The 20,927-nt window shown below is 56.4% G+C and carries 26 protein-coding genes; 14 read left to right on the forward strand and 12 right to left on the reverse strand.

The window, feature by feature from the left end; translation table 11 throughout:
- Positions 1 to 16 precede the first annotated feature (16 nt).
- Positions 17 to 238 carry a hypothetical protein gene (locus ACP7B0_RS10020; protein ID WP_426141127.1) on the forward strand — a complete coding sequence of 74 codons (222 nt, stop codon included), beginning with the start codon at positions 17 to 19 and terminating at the stop codon, positions 236 to 238.
- Positions 239 to 328: 90 nt separating this feature from the next.
- Here the strand turns inward: ACP7B0_RS10020 and ACP7B0_RS10025 are convergent, their stop codons facing one another.
- Genes ACP7B0_RS10025 through ACP7B0_RS10035 form a run of 3 tightly spaced genes read right to left on the reverse strand, consistent with a single transcriptional unit; the run spans position 329 to position 2,120 of the window.
- Entirely contained in the window at positions 329 to 649 is a 321-nt protein-coding gene (locus ACP7B0_RS10025; protein ID WP_426141128.1) for a hypothetical protein, read from the reverse strand.
- 32 nt (positions 650 to 681) lie between these two features.
- Entirely contained in the window at positions 682 to 1,266 is a 585-nt protein-coding gene (locus ACP7B0_RS10030) for a GNAT family N-acetyltransferase (RefSeq protein WP_426141130.1), read from the reverse strand.
- Positions 1,221 to 2,120: a chemotaxis protein CheW gene (locus ACP7B0_RS10035; RefSeq protein WP_426141131.1), complete on the reverse strand. Its 900-nt coding sequence runs from the start codon at positions 2,118 to 2,120 to the stop codon at positions 1,221 to 1,223. Before ACP7B0_RS10035 ends, ACP7B0_RS10030 begins: the two co-directional genes overlap by 46 nt.
- 325 nt (positions 2,121 to 2,445) lie before the next feature.
- Between ACP7B0_RS10035 and hmpA the strand changes: the two genes are divergently transcribed.
- The 9 genes from hmpA (at position 2,446) to ACP7B0_RS10080 (ending at position 11,670) form a co-directional block, all read left to right on the forward strand.
- Complete coding sequence (hmpA, locus tag ACP7B0_RS10040) at positions 2,446 to 3,627, forward strand: NO-inducible flavohemoprotein (protein WP_426141132.1); 1,182 nt, start codon at positions 2,446 to 2,448, stop codon at positions 3,625 to 3,627.
- A 376-nt stretch (positions 3,628 to 4,003) separates the two neighbouring features.
- Positions 4,004 to 4,528 carry a disulfide bond formation protein B gene (locus ACP7B0_RS10045; RefSeq protein WP_426141134.1) on the forward strand — a complete coding sequence of 175 codons (525 nt, stop codon included), beginning with the start codon at positions 4,004 to 4,006 and terminating at the stop codon, positions 4,526 to 4,528.
- 453 nt (positions 4,529 to 4,981) lie between these two features.
- On the forward strand, positions 4,982 to 5,944 hold the full coding sequence (gene cyoA, locus ACP7B0_RS10050; RefSeq protein ID WP_426141135.1) for a ubiquinol oxidase subunit II: 963 nt from the start codon (positions 4,982 to 4,984) through the stop codon (positions 5,942 to 5,944).
- 3 nt (positions 5,945 to 5,947) lie between these two features.
- Positions 5,948 to 7,960: a cytochrome o ubiquinol oxidase subunit I gene (gene cyoB / locus ACP7B0_RS10055; RefSeq protein WP_426141136.1), complete on the forward strand. Its 2,013-nt coding sequence runs from the start codon at positions 5,948 to 5,950 to the stop codon at positions 7,958 to 7,960.
- Positions 7,961 to 7,962: 2 nt separating this feature from the next.
- Positions 7,963 to 8,583: a cytochrome o ubiquinol oxidase subunit III gene (locus tag ACP7B0_RS10060; protein WP_426141137.1), complete on the forward strand. Its 621-nt coding sequence runs from the start codon at positions 7,963 to 7,965 to the stop codon at positions 8,581 to 8,583.
- Positions 8,583 to 8,915 (forward strand): cytochrome o ubiquinol oxidase subunit IV, encoded by a 333-nt coding sequence (gene cyoD / locus ACP7B0_RS10065; RefSeq protein WP_426141138.1) that lies wholly within the window; start codon positions 8,583 to 8,585, stop codon positions 8,913 to 8,915. Before ACP7B0_RS10060 ends, cyoD begins: the two co-directional genes overlap by 1 nt.
- Before the next feature lie 10 nt (positions 8,916 to 8,925).
- Positions 8,926 to 9,813, forward strand: coding sequence for a heme o synthase (cyoE, locus tag ACP7B0_RS10070; RefSeq protein WP_426141139.1), 888 nt, complete (start codon positions 8,926 to 8,928; stop codon positions 9,811 to 9,813).
- A gap of 289 nt (positions 9,814 to 10,102) precedes the next feature.
- Complete coding sequence (locus tag ACP7B0_RS10075; RefSeq protein ID WP_426141140.1) at positions 10,103 to 11,005, forward strand: glycosyltransferase family 2 protein; 903 nt, start codon at positions 10,103 to 10,105, stop codon at positions 11,003 to 11,005.
- A 44-nt stretch (positions 11,006 to 11,049) separates the two neighbouring features.
- On the forward strand, positions 11,050 to 11,670 hold the full coding sequence (locus ACP7B0_RS10080) for a CatB-related O-acetyltransferase (RefSeq protein ID WP_426141141.1): 621 nt from the start codon (positions 11,050 to 11,052) through the stop codon (positions 11,668 to 11,670).
- Positions 11,671 to 11,779: 109 nt separating this feature from the next.
- On the opposite strand, the gene ACP7B0_RS10085 is transcribed toward ACP7B0_RS10080, so the two are convergent.
- A complete protein-coding gene (locus ACP7B0_RS10085; RefSeq protein ID WP_426141143.1) occupies positions 11,780 to 12,205 on the reverse strand; it encodes a VOC family protein in 426 nt (141 codons plus the stop codon).
- Between the two features lie 109 nt (positions 12,206 to 12,314).
- Between ACP7B0_RS10085 and ACP7B0_RS10090 the strand changes: the two genes are divergently transcribed.
- Together ACP7B0_RS10090 and ACP7B0_RS10095 are read left to right on the forward strand one after the other, a co-directional pair.
- Positions 12,315 to 13,211, forward strand: a complete 897-nt coding sequence (locus ACP7B0_RS10090) for a LysR family transcriptional regulator (protein WP_426141144.1) — start codon at positions 12,315 to 12,317, stop codon at positions 13,209 to 13,211.
- Between the two features lie 108 nt (positions 13,212 to 13,319).
- Complete coding sequence (locus tag ACP7B0_RS10095; RefSeq protein ID WP_426141146.1) at positions 13,320 to 14,339, forward strand: branched-chain amino acid aminotransferase; 1,020 nt, start codon at positions 13,320 to 13,322, stop codon at positions 14,337 to 14,339.
- A 263-nt stretch (positions 14,340 to 14,602) separates the two neighbouring features.
- On the opposite strand, the gene ACP7B0_RS10100 is transcribed toward ACP7B0_RS10095, so the two are convergent.
- Both ACP7B0_RS10100 and ACP7B0_RS10105 read right to left on the reverse strand, forming a co-directional pair.
- Positions 14,603 to 15,394 carry a transporter substrate-binding domain-containing protein gene (locus tag ACP7B0_RS10100; protein ID WP_426141147.1) on the reverse strand — a complete coding sequence of 264 codons (792 nt, stop codon included), beginning with the start codon at positions 15,392 to 15,394 and terminating at the stop codon, positions 14,603 to 14,605.
- A 60-nt stretch (positions 15,395 to 15,454) separates the two neighbouring features.
- Entirely contained in the window at positions 15,455 to 15,805 is a 351-nt protein-coding gene (locus tag ACP7B0_RS10105) for a YceK/YidQ family lipoprotein (RefSeq protein WP_426141148.1), read from the reverse strand.
- A 140-nt stretch (positions 15,806 to 15,945) separates the two neighbouring features.
- On the opposite strand from ACP7B0_RS10105, the gene ACP7B0_RS10110 reads away from it, so the two are divergent.
- Positions 15,946 to 16,242, forward strand: coding sequence for an ArsR/SmtB family transcription factor (locus ACP7B0_RS10110; protein WP_426141149.1), 297 nt, complete (start codon positions 15,946 to 15,948; stop codon positions 16,240 to 16,242).
- Positions 16,243 to 16,351: 109 nt separating this feature from the next.
- Positions 16,352 to 17,362 (forward strand): zinc-dependent alcohol dehydrogenase family protein, encoded by a 1,011-nt coding sequence (locus tag ACP7B0_RS10115; protein ID WP_426141150.1) that lies wholly within the window; start codon positions 16,352 to 16,354, stop codon positions 17,360 to 17,362.
- A gap of 65 nt (positions 17,363 to 17,427) precedes the next feature.
- Here ACP7B0_RS10115 and ACP7B0_RS10120 read toward each other — a convergent pair whose 3' ends face one another.
- The 6 genes from ACP7B0_RS10120 to ACP7B0_RS10145 form a co-directional block, all read right to left on the reverse strand.
- Entirely contained in the window at positions 17,428 to 17,682 is a 255-nt protein-coding gene (locus ACP7B0_RS10120) for a hypothetical protein (protein WP_426141151.1), read from the reverse strand.
- A 56-nt stretch (positions 17,683 to 17,738) separates the two neighbouring features.
- Positions 17,739 to 18,623, reverse strand: a complete 885-nt coding sequence (locus ACP7B0_RS10125) for a manganese catalase family protein (protein ID WP_426141152.1) — start codon at positions 18,621 to 18,623, stop codon at positions 17,739 to 17,741.
- Between the two features lie 255 nt (positions 18,624 to 18,878).
- Entirely contained in the window at positions 18,879 to 19,385 is a 507-nt protein-coding gene (locus tag ACP7B0_RS10130) for a DUF6644 family protein (protein WP_426141153.1), read from the reverse strand.
- On the reverse strand, positions 19,385 to 19,735 hold the full coding sequence (locus ACP7B0_RS10135) for a DUF6152 family protein (protein ID WP_426141154.1): 351 nt from the start codon (positions 19,733 to 19,735) through the stop codon (positions 19,385 to 19,387). The genes ACP7B0_RS10130 and ACP7B0_RS10135 overlap by 1 nt, the downstream gene beginning before the upstream one ends.
- 157 nt (positions 19,736 to 19,892) lie before the next feature.
- The gene (locus ACP7B0_RS10140) at positions 19,893 to 20,132 is read right to left on the reverse strand and encodes a hypothetical protein (RefSeq protein ID WP_426141155.1); all 240 of its coding nucleotides are present in this window, start codon (positions 20,130 to 20,132) and stop codon (positions 19,893 to 19,895) included.
- 205 nt (positions 20,133 to 20,337) lie between these two features.
- Positions 20,338 to 20,592: a PLD nuclease N-terminal domain-containing protein gene (locus ACP7B0_RS10145; protein WP_426141156.1), complete on the reverse strand. Its 255-nt coding sequence runs from the start codon at positions 20,590 to 20,592 to the stop codon at positions 20,338 to 20,340.
- Between the last annotated feature and the right edge of the window lie 335 nt (positions 20,593 to 20,927).

Raw genomic sequence — 20,927 nt, forward strand, 5'->3', positions numbered from 1 at the left:
ATTTCTGGAGCCTTCCATGACTTCTGCTGACCAAACACCCGCTCCCGAAACCGTCGTCGATGAGTCGGCCACCGAAAAGAAGGCGGCGATTCCAGCGTTCAGCTTCCCGTTCAAGCCTGCGGATTTCGCGCAGACCAAGAACGATCAGCCCTGGTATCAGCAGTCGAACAAATCCGGCCACCACAAAACCCCTGGCGTCGCCCCGCATGGCACGCGCAAGACCATGGGTAAGCGTTGATTGCCAAGTGTTAGAGGGTGGCGTGTTGCTGGTGGCGCGCAAGCAGTGCGCCAGCGACGGTGAGCGTCGCCGGCAGATCATTGCAGGGGATTACTTTTTCGGCGTTGGGGTGAGCGTGTTCCACTCCGTCACCGTTGCCTTTTTACTATGGCGGTTGTACAGGCACAGCTCGGTGCCCGGCTGATTTTTCATGTGAGGCTGGGGGTAGCGGCCTTCGAGCATCATGGCCTCATAGCCCACGCTGTCATCGAAGCCTGCCTTGCCCAAAGGTTTGACGCTTTTGAGCTGGCTGGCCTTGATGCAGCTGTCCACCACGGTCTTGTCCAGTGCTTTCCAGGCATCGGTGCTGGAAGCATTGGCCTGGCCGACGAAGGCGACCAAGGCGATCAGTAACGCGCTAGACGGTTTCATGTCCATTTCCATTGGCATTGTCGGGGTGAGAATTATGCCAGACAGGGGCTGGTCATTTCCCGACGCTGCACATAGCGCATCCCGGCTTTCTCATAGAGTCGTCGAGCGGCCAGGTTATTTTCGATCACGTTGAGGTCTACCGCGCCTTCACCGCGCAGGCTAAACGTGGTGAACGCTTGATTGAGCAGCGCCAGCCCGACTCCCTGGCGTCGAGCGCGTGGATGGACAACCAGATCCTTGATAAACGCGCTGGTACAGCACTGAATGACGCCCGCCAGTTGCGGGCCATTCCAGAGGCTGTAACAGAGGGCTGGATCGAACTCGGGATCGTTTTCAAAGGCGCGCAACCAGTCTGAATAGGCCGGCACGCTGCCGCCGCCGTTTTGATAACCCAGGGTCAGCAACTGATGGATCTGCACCGCGTCCCTGATTGAAAAACCTTCACGGATCGCGGTGTGAGCACGGTTATCGACCCGCTCCTGAGGCCCTAGATCCCGACGCATCAGCCAGCAATGCCGGTCCGACTGGTCGATGGGTTGAGCAGGAAGCCGGGTGCGCAGGCTCTGCCAGATCAGTGCTGACGGGCGTGAACCGCGCGTGCTGCCGTGATCAAACATTTGGTCAGCTCAGGGGACGAGAATTTGGTCAGTACGGCATTGGCACCTGCCGCCTGGGCTTTTTCGCTGTTCATCGCGCTGTCCAGCGAGGTGTGCAGGAGCACATAAAGATCGTTGAAATCGGGGGTCTCGCGCAAGGTTCGCGTGAACGCATAGCCGTCCATCTCGGACATTTCGATATCCGAGACCACTACGTTGATTTGCGCGGGCGAACCTTGCAGTTCCAGCAGCACATCAATCGCTTCCTTGGCGCTGCGGGCCGTGTGGCAGTCGATGCCGAGGTTACGCAGGGTAATCAGCGATTGCTGCAGGGCCACCTGACTGTCATCGACCACGAGGATTCGCGCGGCGGCCAGCAATTCGGCCTCTTCCATCGTCAAGGCATCCGGATCGACAACGATCTGCGCCGGTGCGATGGCGTGGATGACTTTCTCGATATCGAGCACCTGCACCAACACACCGTCAACCTGTGTCACGCCGGTGATGAATGATTTGCTGCCAGCGCCAAAGGGCGGCGGGCGGATGTCAGTGGTCAGGCAATGGATGATCTTGCTCACGGCCTGAACATGCAGGCCCTGCTTGGACCGGCTCACGTCCGTGACGATCAGGCAGCCGCCGTCCGGGTCCACCAGGGGTTGCTCGCCAATGGCGCGACTGAGATCGATCACTGACAACGCGGCGCCACGCAACGTTGCCACGCCTTTGACGTGGGGGTGCGATTCAGGCAGCCGGGTCAGGGCGGGGCAGGGGATGATTTCGCTGACCTTAAGCAGGTTGATTGCCATCAGCTTGCCGCTGCGCAATGTGAACAACAGCAGCGAGAGGGAGTCTGCGCGGACGTTCTGGGAGGACATATGAACCTTCTGGCCTTAGGTGTCTCGCTGCAATCGGCAGCAAACAGCTTTCTATGGAGGGTATCGACCTGTGACACGCTCGCTTTAGGATTTTTCTGCGAAAAACACAGAAATCGTTGTGGCTCTCCAGGCGAACAGCTCACTGTCATGACGCGTAATGCGTTCATAGTCAAAAGGACTGCTTAAAGTCATTATGACCTTTCAAGTGAAGTTGTCATTATGACCTTTGGTACTCCAGGTCACTGATTTTATTGAGATAACCAGGTGGCACGAATTCTGATACAGCAAGGTACATCTAATAAAGCCCTGCGTGCCTGGAGTACCCATGTTGAAAGCCTCGGATCGTGCCATTGTCAAAGCCACCGTGCCACTGCTCGAAAGTGGCGGCGAAGCACTGACCACTCACTTCTACCAAAAAATGCTGTCGGAATATCCTCAAGTACAACCGTTGTTCAACCCGGCCCACCAGGCCAGCGGTGCCCAGCCAAAGGCACTGGCCAACGGTCTGCTGATGTACGCCCGGCACATTGATGAGCTGGAGCAACTGGGTGACTTGCTCGCCAAAATCATCAATAAACACGTTGCGCTGCAAATCCTTCCCGAGCACTACCCGATTGTCGGCACTTGTCTGCTGCGCGCCATTGCCGAAGTCCTGGGTGAGGACATTGCCACCGAAGAGGTCCTGCAAGCCTGGGGTAACGCCTATCAGCAACTGGCGGACATCTTGATCGGTGCCGAACGCGCCGTTTACGATGAAAAGGCCCAGGCTCCAGGCGGCTGGCGCGGGACCCGTGAATTCAAGCTGGCGGCCAAGGTGGTGGAAAGTGACGAAATCACTTCGTTCTACCTCAAGCCTGCGGACGACGGTCCGGTTCTGGCGTTTACGCCCGGTCAATACCTGGGCTTGCAGTTGTTCATCGGCGGCATCGAGATGCGTCGCAACTATTCGCTGTCAGCGGTCCCCGGCGAAGGGCAGTACCGAATCAGTGTCAAGCGCGAGCCCCATGGCAAGGTGTCCAACTATCTGCACGATCAGGTGCAGATCGGTGACAGTCTTCAGGTGTTCACGCCGTCCGGGGAGTTCGTGCTCACGACCAGTGACAAGCCACTGGTACTGATCAGCGGCGGGGTAGGGATCACGCCCACCCTGGCGATGCTCGAATCCGCGCTGGCCACGTCACGTCCGATCCATTTCATCCACTGCGCGCGCAATGGTGGCGTGCATGCTTTCCGTGGTTGGGTCGATGACCTGGCGGCCCGTCATCCGCAACTCAAGCGCTTCTACTGCTACGACGAAGACGACGGCGTCAGTCCAGCGGCCGATGCCTTGGGTTTGCTCGACCAGGCCCAACTGGAGCAATGGCTGCCAGAGGATCGCGATCTGGATGCGTACTTCCTCGGTCCCAAGGGATTCATGGCGGCCATCAAACGCCAGCTCAAGCTTGCCGGTGTTCCAGAAAAGCAAAGCCGCTTCGAGTTCTTCGGTCCAGCCTCTGTTCTTGAGTAAGCTGCGACAAAGCGTCGCATCCTTCTATATATAGAAGGATGCACTGCGACAAAAAGCCGCATCCTTCTATATATAAGAAGGATTCGGCTTTTCGCGTTTCAGAGGGGGGGGCCGTATGCCGAGTACTGATGCCGGTTGTGCATGAAGATTTTTTTACGATTGCCTGACGTGGGTCATGGTGCCGAACACCATCTGGACGCTAAATACACCCGTATGGCGGGTACAGGCTTGAGTTGTCCGGCAGTGCCCTTGATTATCCCGAGCGATCGGGCCGTTGTGCATTTACACTCTCGTGGTTGAGAACCCACGACTAGCTCCAATGGGCCCAGGCATGGATTGAACGATCCATATGGACACCCTGACAAAAGGTATGTGAATGAGCGACAACATGTTGTACCTGAGACGCGAGAAACGCTTTCTGGTTTTGCTGGGCATCATCTGCCTGGCCCTGATCGGTGGTGCTTTGTACATGCAGGTCGTACTGGGCGAGGCGCCATGCCCGCTGTGTATCCTGCAACGCTATGCGCTGCTGCTCATCGCCATCTTTGCCTTCATTGGCGCCGCAATGCCGGGCAGCCGCAGTATCACGATCTGCGAAGCACTGGTGACCCTGAGTGCTGTCGGTGGGATCCTTGCCGCTGGCCGTCACGTTTACATCCTTTCCAACCCCGCCGCGAGCTGTGGCATTGACGTGCTGCAACCGATCGTCGATGGGCTGCCTCTGGCGCTGGTCTTTCCGCTGGGATTTCAGGTCAGCGGTTTCTGCACGACCCCTTATCCGCCGGTGCTCGGTTTATCACTGGCCCAATGGGCGTTGGTAGCCTTCATCCTGACTGCGGTGCTGGTTCCCGTCGGCATCCTGCGTAACCGCCGTAAAGGTCACGGTTTTCAAGGCCTGTAAGGCAAGACGCCCCGCTGAAACGGGGCGTTTTATTTGTGAAAATCCTGTCATTGTCAGGTGATTGTTACGTATTCCGAAACAAACTGTTGCTAAATAAAGCATAGTCATAAAAAACTTACATATCTACAATCCCCGCACTTACCGCTTCGGTCCAACGAGTGATAAGCAGTTTCGAGGTCCACAAGCGTCTCTTCGCACGCTGTGAAGGCAGCGCTCTGCGCCCTCTGTTTGCACTCGAAATGTCCGCGCCAAAGGGATTTGGCCTGCAAAACAGGCCCGATGCCACCATTCAAACAAGAAACTCAAGATAACGTCGGATTTGTCGTTACGCTTGCATGCGTCCTGACAGGGCCCTGTTCAATCCAAAAATATGCCAGCACCGGCGGGCTTTAGTGTTGGCGGTCGAAAACCAATTGCACTGCGCAAGCTGCTTTTGCTTTTAGAGGTCGTGAGATGAGTAAAAAAAGGTACCCCAGGTTTTTTGGCTTCTTGGCCCTTTTCAGCATGCTTTTGCTCAGTGGTTGCGAGGGTGTTCCTCTGCTTGATCCGAAAGGACAGGTCGGGATGGACGAGCGAAACCTGATTATCACCGCCACACTGTTGATGCTGATTGTCGTGATTCCGGTCATTTTCATGACCATTATCTTCGCCTGGAAATATCGCGCATCGAACACAAAAGCGACGTACACGCCTGACTGGTCGCACTCCACGAAGATCGAAATCGCTGTATGGGGCATCCCGCTTGCCCTGTTGATCGTCCTGGGCTACATCACCTACGTGTCTACTCACGCTCTCGATCCGTATCGCCCTATCGATTCCGACGTCAAGCCGGTGACGATCGAGGTGATCGCTATGGACTGGAAGTGGGTATTCATCTACCCCGAGCAGGGCATCGCGACCGTCAACAAGATCGTGTTCCCGGCCAACACACCGGTCAATTTCAAAATCACTTCTGACTCGGTCATGAACTCGTTCTTCATTCCAGGTCTGGGCGGGCAGGTGTACGCCATGGCGGGCATGCTGACCAAGCTGCACCTGATCGCCAACGAGAACCATGAATTCAACGGTATCTCCGCCAACTACAGCGGTGCAGGTTTTACCGGCATGAAATTCAAGGCGATCTCGACGTCTCAGGCTGACTTCGACGCCTGGGTCGCTGACGTGAAGAATTCACCTAAAAAGCTTGAAACGGCTGAATACGCAGCCTTGCTCAAGCCAAGCGAACGTAATCCCGTCGAGCTCTACTCCAAGGTCACTCCGAACCTGTTCCAGATCGTCATCGATAAGTATGAAGGTATGAAACCAGGCAAGGCGAACCCTCACGAGCAGGAAGGTAACGCTCACGAGCAGGCAGAGCATGCCGGTATGGAAGGGATGGACATGGGTAAGCATTCAGCTGCTGGGGCAGAGGAGTAAACGATGTTTGGTAAATTAAGTCTGGACGCGATACCGTTCCACGAACCGATAGTCATGATTACGCTGGCGATGATCGCGCTCGGCGGCATCGCGTTGATCGCGGCGATCAGCTACTTCAAGAAGTGGACCTATCTGTGGACCGAATGGCTGACCTCTGTCGACCATAAAAAAATCGGTGTGATGTACATCGTCGTCGCCATGGTCATGCTGCTGCGTGGTTTTGCCGACGCAGTCATGATGCGTACTCAACTGGCGATGGCCACCAACGGCTCGGAAGGCTATCTGCCTCCTGAGCACTATGACCAGATCTTCACCGCTCACGGTGTGATCATGATCATCTTCATGGCGATGCCATTCTTCACCGGCCTGATGAACATCGTCGTGCCGTTGCAGATCGGTGCCCGTGACGTTGCGTTCCCGTTCCTGAACTCCCTGAGCTTCTGGTTGCTGGTGTCCGGCGTGATTCTGGTCAACCTGTCCCTGGGCGTCGGCGAGTTCGCACGTACCGGTTGGGTTGCCTATCCACCTCTGTCTGAACTGGGCTACAGCCCGGGCGTGGGGGTCGATTACTACATCTGGGCGCTACAGCTATCGGGACTCGGGACGACACTCACGGGTGTCAACTTCCTGGTCACCGTGCTGAAAATGCGTACGCCTGGCATGAAGTTGATGGAAATGCCGATCTTCACCTGGACCTGCACCTTCGCCAACATCCTGATCGTGGCTTCGTTCCCGATCCTGACGGCGACGCTGGCCCTGCTCACGCTTGACCGCTACATGGACTTCCACATTTTCACGAACGAGTTGGGTGGTAACCCGATGATGTACGTGAACCTGTTCTGGGCATGGGGTCACCCTGAGGTTTACATTCTGGTGCTTCCGGCATTCGGTGTGTTCTCCGAGGTCATCTCCACGTTCTCCGGTAAACGTCTGTTCGGTCACAAGTCGATGATCTTCGCCAGCGGCGGGATCACCGTGCTGGGCTTCATGGTCTGGCTGCACCACTTCTTCACCATGGGTTCGGGTGCCAACGTCAACGCCTTCTTCGGGCTGGCGACGATGCTCATTGCGATTCCGACGGGTGTGAAGCTGTTCAACTGGCTGTTCACGATCTACCAGGGCCGTCTGCGCTTCACCGCGCCGGTTCTCTGGACCCTGGGCTTCATGATTACCTTCTCGATCGGCGGCATGACCGGCGTTCTGTTGGCAATCCCGGGTGCTGACTTCGTGCTGCACAACAGCCTGTTCGTTATCGCTCACTTCCACAACGTCATCATCGGCGGTGCGGTCTTCGGTTACATCGCTGGCTTTGCGTTCTGGTTCCCTAAAGCGTTTGGCTTCAAGCTGAACGAAAACTGGGGCAAGGCTGCCTTCGGTTTCTGGATCACCGGCTTCTTCGTTGCGTTCATGCCGCTGTACTTCCTGGGCTTCCTGGGCATGACCCGTCGTTTGAACAGCACCGATAACCCTGAGTGGAACCTGTATCTGCACATCGCCTTCTGGGGCGCGATGCTGATCGCTTGTGGTATTGCCTGCCAGTTGATCCAGCTGTACGTCAGTATCCGTGATCGCAAGCAGAACATGGACGTGACCGGTGACCCTTGGAATGGCCACACCCTGGAATGGTCCACTTCGTCGCCACCGCCGTTCTACAACTTTGCTGAACTGCCGAAAGCCAACGAGATCGATGCATTCACCGCGAACAAGCGTGCGGGCACGGCGTACGCCGTACCGGCTCACTACTCCGACATTCACATGCCTAACAACACCGCCACTGGCGTGGTGATGGGTCTGCTGTTGACGGTGTTCGGATTTGCCATGATCTGGCACATCTGGTGGTTGGCGATCGCCAGCCTGGTGGGGACCATCGCTTCCTTCGTGATTCACGCCGCACGTGACGACCAGGGCTACCATGTTCCGGCCGCAGACGTTGCACGTATCGAAGGTGAGCAGCACAAAGTCCTCGTGGCTAACGGCGCATACACTCCTGTCAATTCCACACTGGAACAGGTTTAAACATGTCGAACTTAGTATTGAATCCGGGAGATGCCCACGGTCACGACCACGGGCATGATCACCACGACGCAGGAGCCATGACCGTCTACGGTTTCTGGCTCTACCTGATGACCGACTGCGTGTTGTTCGCCTCCTTTTTCGCGACCTACGCAGTGCTGGTCGGTAACGTGGCTGGCGGGCCTTCGGGCCACGACATCTTCGAACTGCCGTTCGTGCTGGTCGAAACTGCTTTCCTGCTGTTCAGTAGTATCACTTATGGCTTTGCCATGCTTGGGCTGCACAAGGGCAAGAAGAATCAGGTGCTGGGCTGGTTAGCCCTGACCTTCCTGTTCGGTGCCGGCTTTATCGGCATGGAGATCTTCGAGTTCCACAAGCTGATCTCCGAAGGCTTCGGTCCTAACCGTAGCGGCTTCCTGTCGGGCTTCTTCGCGCTGGTTGGCCTGCACGGCCTGCACGTGACGAGCGGTCTGATCTGGATGGGCATCATGATGTATCAGGTCAAGACTCGCGGCCTGACAGCGACCAACGCCACACGCCTGAGCTGCCTGAGCCTGTTCTGGCACTTCCTGGACGTGGTCTGGATCTGCGTCTTCACCGTTGTTTATCTGATGGGAGTCCTCTGATGGCTAACGCACATATCCACGCTGAAGAAGCCGGTCACGGCAGCGTCAGGTCTTACGTTATCGGCTTTGTTCTGTCGGTCATCCTGACGGGTATTCCGTTCTGGCTGGTGATGAACCCGGTCATGTCCAAGACCGCGACGTTGTGGACCATTCTGGTGTTTGCAATTGTCCAGGTCTTCGTTCACCTGGTGTATTTCCTGCACCTGGATCGCTCGGCAGCGCAGCGCAACAACGTGATCTCCTTTGCTTTTGCCGGGTTGGTCATTGTCCTGTTGGTTGGTCTCTCGTTGTGGATCATGTTCAGCATCCACACCGTCATGATGGCGCACTGAGGAAACCTGAATGTCCCTTAAGCACTTTATCCAAATCACCAAACCGGGGATCATTTTCGGTAACGTGCTTTCGGTGGCAGGTGGCTTCTTTCTGGCTTCCAAAGGGCAGATCGACTTTGGCCTGTTTCTGGCCGCAGTCATCGGCACTTCGCTGGTTGTCGCGTCCGGTTGCGTGTTCAATAACTGCATCGACCGTGACATTGACGTGAAGATGGAGCGCACCAAGAACCGCGTTCTGGTGCAAGGTCTGGTTTCCTTGAAACTGGCCTTGCTCTACGCGACCGTCCTGGGGGTTGTCGGTGTTGGCCTGCTGTATACCAGGGCCAACCCGCTGGCGGCGTTGTTTGCGGTCATCGGCTTTGTGATTTATGTCGGCTTTTATAGCCTGTACCTGAAGCGCAAATCGGTGCACGGCACCCTGGTGGGCAGTCTCTCGGGGGCCATGCCTCCGGTGATCGGTTACGTCGCGGTCAGCAACAGCTTCGACTTTGCGGCCCTGACGCTGCTGGTGATGTTCAGCCTGTGGCAGATGCCGCACTCGTACGCCATTGCGATCTTCCGTTTCAATGACTACCTGGCCGCCAAGATTCCGGTCCTGCCGGTCGAGCGCGGTATTCTGGTCGCCAAGCGCCACATCCTGATGTACATCCTGGCGTTCCTGGTCGCCACCCTGATGTTGACCGTCGGCGGTTACGCTGGCCTCAACTACATGGCGGTTGCGGCGGCCATGGGCATGTACTGGCTGTACATGGCCTGGAAAGGCTACAAGGCGGTGGATGACATCGTCTGGGCACGCAAGCTGTTCGTCTTCTCCATCTTCACCATCAGTGCCTTGAGCGTGATGATGTCGCTGGACTTTCAGGTAACCAAAGAGTTGTTGGTGACTTACGCCTTCTGATTCCAGGCCCGCCTGAACGATAAAACCCCGTTGCTCGGTTGAGGAACGGGGTTTTTTTATGGCGCAACCGGGGGAGTGCACCCTGTGGCCTTCCAGGCCGGGGGTGATGAGGCAGTGAACCCCAGCGGTTATGACACCTGAATGGAGACAACAGGACACTGTTTTCCAGTAACCGAGGGATTCAAACCATGACAAAGGGGGGTTATTTGCAGCATGATGTATCCGTTTTGTAGGTAACTGGTGTCTGGTCTGTAGGACCGCGCCATCGAAAGGCTTCGAAATTGAATTTATGACCGACGAAAATATTTCAGAACAAAAAAAGGCAATGGATACGCCGCCGCTCGTATCGATTATTGCCCCTTGTTACAACGCCGAAAAATTCCTCGAAGACGCGATGGCCAGTATCTTCGCGCAGGATTATGGAAATTTTGAGGTCATTGTTGTCGATGACGGTTCGACCGATAACAGTTACGCAATGTTAGAGGCGCTCCAGGCCCGTTATCCGTTCCAGCTCTACCGGCAAGCGAATCAAGGCGTGAGCGCTGCACTCAATCACGGCCTCAAGTATGCAAAAGGCGTGTACGTCTCCACGCCAGACCTGGACGACATCATGCTGCCATCCTCAGTGCGTATCCGCGCTGAGTATCTGGACAAACATCCCCATGTGGGCTGCGTGGGCGCGCTGATCATCTACATGGACAGCGAAGGCAATAACACCAAGTTCCAGAAGTTGAAGGAAATCAAACACTTCGATTTCGACGAGATACTCAGTGACGCCATCGTGGTGGGCGCGCCGGTGTCGTTGTATCGGATGGACGCCCTGAAGGCTGCGGGCCTCTACGATCCCGATATCAGGGTTCAGGATTTCCAGATGACCTTGAAAATTGCCCACCTGGGTTATGGCATTGACGTCCTGCCCGTCAGCGTGACCCGTTATCGACGCCATCCCAACAACCTTTCGCGCAAATACAAAGTGCTGCTGGATGCCGATCTACAGACCATAGCGCCCTATCTCGCGCATTCCGCCTATCAGAGCGGCCGCACGGCCATTCTTAACAAGGCACTTAAATACGCCGTAGTCACCGATAAAAAACATGCCTGGAGCCTGTTGCGCTCGATCCCCATGCGGCACTTCAACATGACGACCTTCCGTCGCTTCAAGCGTTTTCTCCTGCACCGCCAAAACAGTTAAACGCTACTGGTTCGATTCCCCCGTTACTTCATTTGCAGATAGTTATGAAACTCCTCGACCTGTTGAAAAAGAGAACCACCCGTAAACGCTTGCGCAGGATGGACAAGCTGGAACGAGCTCCGGAAAAAATCAGGCTGGAATACCCGCGTTACTCCATCGGGGTGGGCACCTACGGCATCCCTGAAGTGTTCGAATTTGGCGACGACACTGTTTTGCAAGTGGGCTCCTATACCTCCATTGCCGGTGGTGTGCGAATTCTCCTCGGCGGGGAGCATCGCACCGACTGGCTCACCACTTATCCATTCCCGGCCATGATGAGTGGTCTGGAAGACATCAAGGACTACTCGCCCAGCAAGGGCGACGTGGTGATTGGCAGCGACTGCTGGATTTGCACCGATGCGATGATACTTTCCGGCGTGACGATTGGGCACGGCGCCATCGTCGCTGCAGGCGCCGTTGTGACTCGGGACGTCGCACCGTTTGCGGTGGTTGGCGGCAACCCGTGCAAGTTCATCCGCTGGCGCTTCGAAGAAGAGGTGCGGGAGTTGCTGCTGCAGACAGCGTGGTGGGACTGGCCGATGGAAGAGGTCAAATCCGTGGCCCGCCTGCTGAGTGGCTCTGACCTCGACGCCTTTCTGGAGTATGTCCGCCAGCGCAACGGATAAGCCCCATTCCGAAAACGGGCTTATCAGCAAGGCAGGCAACCCGGCGCAGGGTCCGCGGCCTGCCCGAATTCAATGCCCCTCGGTAAGACCTCATCTCACGGACAGCGGACTACTTCGCAAACAACTGTCCGATGTCCTTGAACGCCTTGAACTCCAGCGCATTGCCGCACGGATCAAACAGGAACATCGTCGCCTGCTCACCCACCTGGCCCTTGAAGCGCACATAAGGTTCGATCACGAACGGGATGCCTTGCGAACGCAAGCGCTCTGCCAGCACCTCCCAGTCTTCCCAGCTTAATACGACCCCAAAATGTGGGACGGGAACATCATGCCCGTCCACGGCGTTGGTATGAGCGGACTCCTGGGAAGCGGTCTTGGGGTGTTCGTGGATCACCAGTTGATGCCCGTAGAAATCGTAATCCACCCAATGCTCGCTGGAGCGACCTTCGGCGAAACCAAAGACATCGCTATAGAAGTGTCGGGCGGCAGCCAGGTCATAAACCGGAATTGCCAGATGAAAGGGAGAAAGGCTCACGGGAAGATCCTGTTATTAGGAGAACGGTTTATTTTAGATAGAAAGAAATTTATACAAAGCGGATATATTCGCTGCTCAGCTCAAATAATTTCGATCAACCGAGGCGTTCATGCTGCGAGAACTGAGAACATTTGTTGCCGTTGCACGGCATGGCACGTTCGCCGCCGCTGGCATGCACATAGGTTTGACTCAATCGGCGGTCAGCTCCCAGATCAAGAATCTGGAGCAGGCGCTGGGTGTGCGACTGTTCGACCGCACCGGCCGTCAGGCAACCCTCAACGCGGCTGGCATCCGCGCCTTGCCTCTGGCACGGGAAATGTTCGAGTTGTTCAGCCAGATGTCGATCCCGCAAGATCCCGATGAGTACCGTGGCGAAATGAGGATCGGCGCCATCGCCAGCGCCCAGACCGGTTTTCTGCCGCAGGCCCTGCTACGCCTGCGTCGTGCCGCACCCGCGGTAGACGCGAAGCTGGTGCCGGGCGTGTCTCTGGATTTGCTCAGTCAGGTGGATGCCGGGGACCTGGATATTGCCATCCTGATCCAGCCGCCCTTCGAGCTGCCCAAGGAGCTTTGCGTTCAGGTTCTGGAGACCGAGCCTTTTGTTTTGATCGTCCCACTGGATGTCGACGGCGATGACCCCCTGACGTTACTGGCCGAACAGCCTCAGGTGCGCTACGACCGTTCTTCGTTCGGCGGCCGACAGGTCACCCGGTTTCTGCGTGAACAGCGGATCGAGGTGCGCGTCGCGCTGGAACTGGATGAGCTGGACGCCATCGTCAAATTCGTCGAAAGCGGCCTGGGGGTATCACTTATTCCCCGGGCCGGTCTGTGGCTGGAGCGAGACGTAAAGCTGCGCGTCATCCCCTTGGGCGACCTGACCTTCCATCGCGAAGTGGTGCTCTTGATGCGCCGTAGCCAGCGGGATCTTCCCCTGCATCGCCTGTTCACTCGCTGCCTGTCGAAGGCCGATTCGCCGGATGAAAATTCGGTGCTGCCGTCCCCATGAACATCGCGGCAAGGTTTATGTGGATTTGAAGCCTCAGCGTGCGGATGATCTGGCAGAATACGGGCTTGGCCTGATTCGTCCAGGCAGCTGCTAATGACAGAGGGCGTTATGAGTCACGAAAGTATCAATTGGGACAAACTGGGTTTCGATTACATCAAAACTGATATGCGCTACCTCTCTCACTGGCGTGATGGCGCCTGGGACGAAGGCACACTGACCGAAGACAATGTCTTGCACATCAGTGAAGGGTCCACGGCGCTGCATTATGGACAGCAATGCTTTGAAGGCCTCAAGGCTTATCGCTGCAAGGACGGTTCGATCAACCTGTTCCGTCCTGATCAGAACGCCCTGCGCATGCAGCGCAGTTGCTCGCGTCTGTTGATGCCCCACGTCCCAACTGACGTGTTCATCGAAGCCTGCAAAAAAGTCGTCAAGGCCAACGAGCGCTTCATCCCGCCCTACGGTTCCGGCGGCGCGCTTTACCTGCGGCCGTTCGTGATCGGTGTGGGTGACAACATCGGCGTGCGTACCGCCCCCGAATTTATCTTTTCGATCTTCTGTATTCCGGTTGGCGCCTACTTCAAGGGCGGCCTGAAGCCGAACAATTTCGTGATTTCCGGTTACGACCGCGCAGCCCCCAACGGCACCGGCGCGGCGAAAGTCGGCGGCAACTACGCCGCCAGCCTGATGCCGGGCTCTGAAGCCAAGAAAAACCACTTTGCCGACTGCATCTACCTGGACCCGCAAACCCATTCGAAGATCGAAGAAGTGGGTTCGGCCAACTTCTTTGCCATTACTCAGGACGACGTATTTGTCACGCCCAAGTCTCCATCGGTATTGCCGGGTATTACCCGCCTGTCGCTGATCGAACTGGCGCAAAGCCGTCTGGGCCTGAAAGTCGTGGAAGGCGACGTGTTCATCGACCAGATCGCAGACTTCAAGGAAGCCGGTGCGTGTGGTACTGCTGCGGTCATCACCCCAATTGGCGGGATTTCCTACAAGGACAAGTTGCATGTGTTCTACAGCGAAACCGAAGTCGGCCCGGTCACTCGCAAGCTGTACGCTGAGCTGACGGGCGTTCAGTCCGGTGACGTTGAAGCGCCTCAGGGCTGGATCGTCAAGGTTTGATTTGAGCTGCTCAATAGCTTCGTGCGGCTAACCCGGCATTCATGCCGGGTTTTCTCACTGCGCAATGCCTGTGTTCGGCCGACCACACGTCGCAATCGTATTGTCTGGACGATTGGCGTTCCTGACACCGTGGGACCGGCTTTAGCCGGGAAGGGGGATTTTCAGGCGATGCAGATGCAGCGAATGCCCTGGCCTCTTCCCGGCTGAAGCCGGTCCCACGAGGTGAACAACAATTTCAGTGGTACAGCGCAATCACCGCAACCTTATTGCCCAGGCACCGCCAGCCAGTGCCCGACCACCGTCTGATACGTACCGGTGGCCTTGCTCAGATGCAGCCATTGATCCACAAAGCCCTTCCAGGTCGTGTCATCCCGAGGCAACAGGTACGCTTTCTCCCCATACTGCATGTACTGCGCCGGATTGATCGCGCAAAGCCCGGGCATGCGTTTTTGCTGGTACAAGGCCTCGGAAGCGTCGGTGATCATCACGTCAGCCTTTTTATCCAGCAGCTCCTGAAAGATCGTCTTGTTATCGTGAAACGCCAGTTGCGCCTTGGGCAAGTACGCGCGCACAAAGGCCTCGTTGGTGCCGCCCGCTGGTTCGACCAGGCGCACGGTGGGTTTATTGATCTGCTCAATGGTTTGATACAGCGCCTGGTCTTCGCACCGGGTCAGCGGGATCTTGCCGTCGATATCCAGCGTGTTGCTGAAGGACGCTTTCTTCTGACGCTCAAGGGTCACTGAAATACCGCCCATGCCGATGTCGCACTTGCCTGCGATCATGTCCGGCATCAGGGTTTTCCAGGTGGTGGGCACCCACTGGATTGTCACGCCGAGGCTTTGCGCCAGCGAACGAGCCATTTCGATATCGATCCCTTCGTACTCACCGTCTTCGCGCAGGAAGGTATACGGCTTGTAATCGCCGGTGGTGCACACCGACATTTGTCCGGTTTGCAGAACCTTGTCCAGATGAGACGCCGATGGCGCTTCGGCCAGAGCAAAGCCGGAAACGCTACACAACAGGGTCGCAACTGCGCTGTACTTAAGGGTTTTCATGCAGAGGTGCTCACTTCTGGCGATCGTAATCGTGAGGGATTGTTGTTGTAGCGCAGGGCTTCAACTCTCTGGCTTCCAGCTCAGCCGGGTTATCTCGATACTGCCGTCCCGGCTTTGCCGATAAACCGTGTAGGGCAGGGCAACGGTGTCCAGTACGACACAGACTGCGGCGTCGAGCAGCAAACCCGGCATGTTGTACCCGGACTGGCGTGTTTTTTCAGACTCCGGAGCCGGCGCGTTGAGCAGACAGAAGTCGTAATAAACCCCGCTGTAAACACGCGGTACGGTGGTGCAATAGGACTTTTCTCGAGTCAGTTCGCGGCTGGTGACGTCATCCCCGCGTACCACCGTATTGATGCTGCCACAGCCGCTCAAAGCCAGACACAGTACAAACAGACCTGCCACTTTCATTTAATGCATCCTTGCCGGAAAACCCTGAGCATAACGGTGCTTGGGCCTGGCGCGAACACTTTTCCCTACTGATGGGTTGGAAATAAAGCGGTTCGATATTTGCGCTTGAACATTTCGTAAAAAGGCGTAATGTTCACGACATGATTCTTGAACAGCTCAAAGCGGTCGGTAATGACACTCGCATGACCATCATGGAGTGGCTCAAAGATCCGCAAGCCCATTTCCCTCCCCAGGACCACGGTGATCCGGCGATTGGCGTGTGCATGTCGCATATCCAGCGCAAGGCCAGCCTGTCGCCGTCCTCGGCGTCGGCGCACCTGGCGATTTTGCAAAGGGCGGGGCTGCTTCAGGCAACACGAATCGGTAAATGGACCTACTTTCGACGTGACGAATCGGCCATCGACCAATTCGCCGCACGACTGAAAAACGAACTCTGATTTTTAGCCATACATTTCGTCATTATGCGGAATGATGAATCGAATAGAACCATTTGGAGCGAGTCCGCTCACATAAACATTCCTGGTTTCATTAGTTGAGGATCACACCATGAGCAACAAAACCATTTACGTACAAGCAGGTGGCGGTTACGAGCGGGTCACCATTGGCGACAGCGAAGTGCGGGCGCCGCAGGCGGGCGAAATCAGCGTGCGGTTGCGGGCCAACTCCCTGAACTACCATGACTTCGCGGTTGTCAGCGGCATGTGGGGCCCTAGCGAGGCGCGCATTCCCATGGCCGATGGCGCTGGCGAAGTCATTGCCGTGGGCGAAGGCGTCAGTGAGTTCAAGGTGGGTGATTCGGTCGTCAGCACGTTTTTCCCGGACTGGATCGACGGCACGCCATTGGTTGAAGGCTTTGTCAGCGTGCCCGGTGACGGCATCGACGGTTACGCGCGGGAGCAAGTAACCGCACGGGCTACCTCGTTCACCCTGGCCCCTGTCGGCTACAGCCATGCCGAGGCCGCGACGCTCACCACGGCGGGTTTGACTGCCTGGCGCGCCTTGATGGCCGACGATTCACTCAAGCCTGGCGATACCGTGTTGATTCAGGGCACCGGCGGCGTATCGATCTTCGCTTTGCAGTTTGCCAAGATGGCGGGCGCTACGGTTATCGCCACATCTTCCAGCGACGAGAAGCTCAGCCGCTTGAAAGCCATGGGTGCCGATCACCTGATCAACTATCGCAAGGACACTCAATGGGGTGAGACCGCACGCGCCTTGACCGGTGGCCGGGGTGTGGATCACGTCATCGAAGTGGGCGGGCCCTCGACACTGGAGCAATCGATGATTGCTGCGCGAGTAGGCGGGCATATTTCGGTGATTGGTATTCTGACCGGTGTCGCCGGGCAGCTTTCGTTTGTGCCTGCATTGGTCAAGCAATTGCGTTTGCAGGGCGTACTGGTGGGCAGCCGCACTCAACAGCAAGACATGATTCGTGCGATTAACGCCAATGGCATGCGCCCGATCATTGATCGCCATTTTCCCATGAGCGATATTGTTGAAGCGTTCCGTTATCAGGAAACCAATCAACACTTCGGCAAGATTTGTCTGGATATCTAACTTCAGCCAAAGCGAGCAAGCCTGCTAGCAGGCTTGCTCTTTATTGAGCAACTTACCTTCTATTGTCACGATTTTTTTGACTTTCCTGATGGATGAGCCAGCGACGCATAGTTATGGTTCGCCTTGAGGCTCGTCAATGCAACGGCAATGCCCGCCACCCGAAATGAGCGGATAGCCTGATTAACCTGAAAACCCCGTCTGATATCCCGAGCCTGAATATCAAAACGTTTCACGGTTGATTCAAACGTCGCCGCGCCCGTCAGCCGTTCATTAAGCGCCTCGTCATAGGCCGGTCGAGCGTCATCTTCAGACACATACATCGTCTATCTCCTTTCTATCAATCTCGATCAGTCATTAAAGACGTTAGCGATAGGCCTTAAAGGTCTTTACCTTGCGCGTAACCCGAACCCAGATCCGCACCCGTCACAGGATCGGCCTGAGGATCGGACTTGGTACGTTCTTTCATGGTTAACAGCACGGCTTCGTCATCTGTCGACAGTTCGACCGATGCCAGACCGTCACCACCGCCTACAGCCGGTTCTGGCGACTCGACATATTCCCACTCGTCACCTTCATTCCAGGGACCGCGCAGGTTGGGATCGCCCGCAGACATGTTGTAATACACGTTGGCGAACTCCGGCATGCCAGGCAGTTTGCCTTGTGGGAAGTTCGGCTGGATCGAGTGCAATGCTTTCTCGAACGACTTCTGGTGAGCAATTTCCCGGGTCATCAAAAAGCCCAATGCTTCCTTGATGCCTGGGTCATCAGTGACATTCATCAGGCGCTCATAAACAATCTTGGCCCGAGCTTCCGCAGCGATATTGGAGCGGAAATCCGCGGTCGGCTCGCCGATGGTGTCGACATACGCGGCAGTCCATGGCACGCCAGCCGAGTTGGTCAGGGGCGCACCGCCGCCATAGAGCAGGCTGGTGATGTGGGAGTCGTTACCCGCACCATTGATGGCCCGATACAGTTCGCCTTCTTGCTGCACGCCTTCAGCCAGCTGACCTTTGCCGCCGCGGTTCAGCATGCAGATAATCGAGCCAATGATTTCCAGGTGGCTGAGTTCTTCGGTGGCAATGTCCATCAGCAAATCTTTACGACCTGCATCTTCTTCTGCCAGCGCTTGAGTGAAGTAACGGGCGGCCGCTGCCAGTTCGCCCTGAGCGCCACCAAACTGCTCCAGAAGAAGATTGGCCAACCCCGGATCAGGTCGCGCGACACGGACGGTGTATTGCAGACGCTTATTGTGAATAAACATGGTTCGGTTCCTCATCTCATTGAGCCAGTACGGCTGTCGGTGGACATATTATTGTCCACAGTAAAGGGAGCCCCGAACTTTGAGCGCTGTTCCGAAAAGTTGACGAATGGTCGATAAAAGTCTTTTTGGGTGGCTAAAGCGATTCATACGAAACGTTAATGAGTTGACGCTAATCCATTTAGATTGTTTTTATTCGCCACTGAGTTTACAAAAGTGTCCTGGTTTTTCGGGGCGAGTCGGGAACATTGGACGCGCTTACGTATAAGCCAATAGCCGACCACACAGCACGACGCCAAGCCACAACCCGATTGAAAGCACCGCCTGAATCTGCGCAATCGCCGGTGCCGCAACGCCTGTGTTCCAGTGTGCAACGGAGCGATAGGTACCCACGTGGAACAGCGCTGCATTAACCCCTGCGGTCGCGATCAAACCCAGCTTCAGGAGAAAAATGTTGTTACCGGCGAAATCGTGAGGGTGTGCTGAAAACATCATCAGACCGGCCGGTACGATCAACAGCAGGGCGGCCACGGCAAACCTCAACAAGTGACGGGCCAGCGCCGTCACCGCGATCTCCCGCGACAACCCGAGCACCCGCAGGTCGAACATCACGACTGAACCGACCAATACGCAAAAGCCAACGATGTGGACGACTTCGGTCAGCGGATACAACCACAGGTCACTGCGCATGGCCGAACCCAGTGGCGATGCGTCCAGCCGGTCCAGCCAACTGTCCGCCCCCGCGCGGGCCTGAACGGTTTGCATCAGCGCAACTCGATGGTCTTGTCGCCAACAGTGATGCGTTCTGCCCTTAACTCATCAGGCTTGCTGCGATTCTGGTAACCCATCACGCTTGCCTGACTGCCGGTCTTGAGCATGTCCTGAGTCAAACCCCGGTTCTCCATGCGCGATGGCGGTGCCAATACCACGGTCCAGATTTTATCGGCGGTTTTCAGCCGCACAAACCCATGGGGATGCTGATAACCCGACGCTTCGATCGTCCCTTGTAGCTGCAAGGCGTTGCTGGAGTCGTATTCACTCCAGCCGTGATGGGCGAAAACCGTTGTCGCAAACAGCGCTGACGACAATCCGACGCACCTGAGCATGCCTTTCATGACGCGGCCCTCTTGTTGTCCGTTATTCTGTGCAGAGCGAAAGTGTAGACGGGACTGGGGCGTGGCGAGGGCAGGGCAGCCAGGAGGTGTGCGGGGAGTTGATGTCAGTGAGTGAGTTGGCTGGTACAAGACGCTGTACGCAGCCAATGCCGTCAATTCAGACGCTGCTTTTCCGGTTGATAAGGCCCGCCCGAATCTCGGAGGCGTAACTCATCAGACTGGCCTCGGCTTCCTGATAGTTGGCCGAAAGTTGCACCAGCGCTTCGGATTCGGCGGATTTCCCTGCATCCGCGAGGCTGTTGGCATCTTTGAGCATGTTGGCCGTAGACCACCTGAGCAGGTGGGCCGCAGAGACAAGAGCATCCTGAAGTTGTTGGTTTTCTTTGGTAAGACCCATGCCGACTCCCTTCCAGGTCAGTGCCGCGCCAGACGATATGGCGGTTTAACGTCGCCGGAATATACCAAACCTCACGTCTTTTTTTGCGGAATTTGGCCGTCTGGTCAATATCCATTTAAAAACGAGCACAAAAAAAACCGGCTCCAATGGCCGGTTTCCTGGGTATCACAAAGTCGATTGGCCCGCGCCAATCGAGCCTTGACCGTTAATGGCGCTGACTGACGGCATCAGAGCCGGATCGGACTTTAGGCCCAGCGACGAGCCACGCCAACAGCCCGAAAACCGGGATGAACACCAGCACGAGGATCCATAGCCCCTTGCTCTCACGGTTGCCTTCGCTTTTGATCACACGCGTCACCGCCCAAAGCACCGCCAGAATGAGCAGCGTCACGAGCGAAATCCACACCAGCGGCGCATCCATAATGTTCGCCAGCACGTCCCAGATTTGTTTGAGTTCCATACATCACCCCCTTGGTTGTAATGCTTAGGCAGGGGGGGGCGAAAAGGGTTCAGTGATTGTTCAGGGCGTGGGGTGGGCAGTTAACGAGGACTGATGGACCGAAGTTCCACGTTATGAGGGGCTCCTGCCGGCCAGCAGGCATATGCTGACGCGATGACGTGTGCTCTGGCCCGGGAGTCGCTGTTGCCTCGCGCTCTTGGCGATCAGTTGCCAATTCTACAACGGCTAGAAGCTGGCGATGCGTAATCCCACACGACATGTAGATGGGACACAACCAAGATTTGCAGCCAATGCATCGGCTACGCGTGCTCGTGATTCGGCCAGGGATGTGATTA

It is taken from the genome of Pseudomonas sp. DWP3-1-2 (genome assembly GCF_049896285.1).
Classification (GTDB): domain Bacteria; phylum Pseudomonadota; class Gammaproteobacteria; order Pseudomonadales; family Pseudomonadaceae; genus Aquipseudomonas.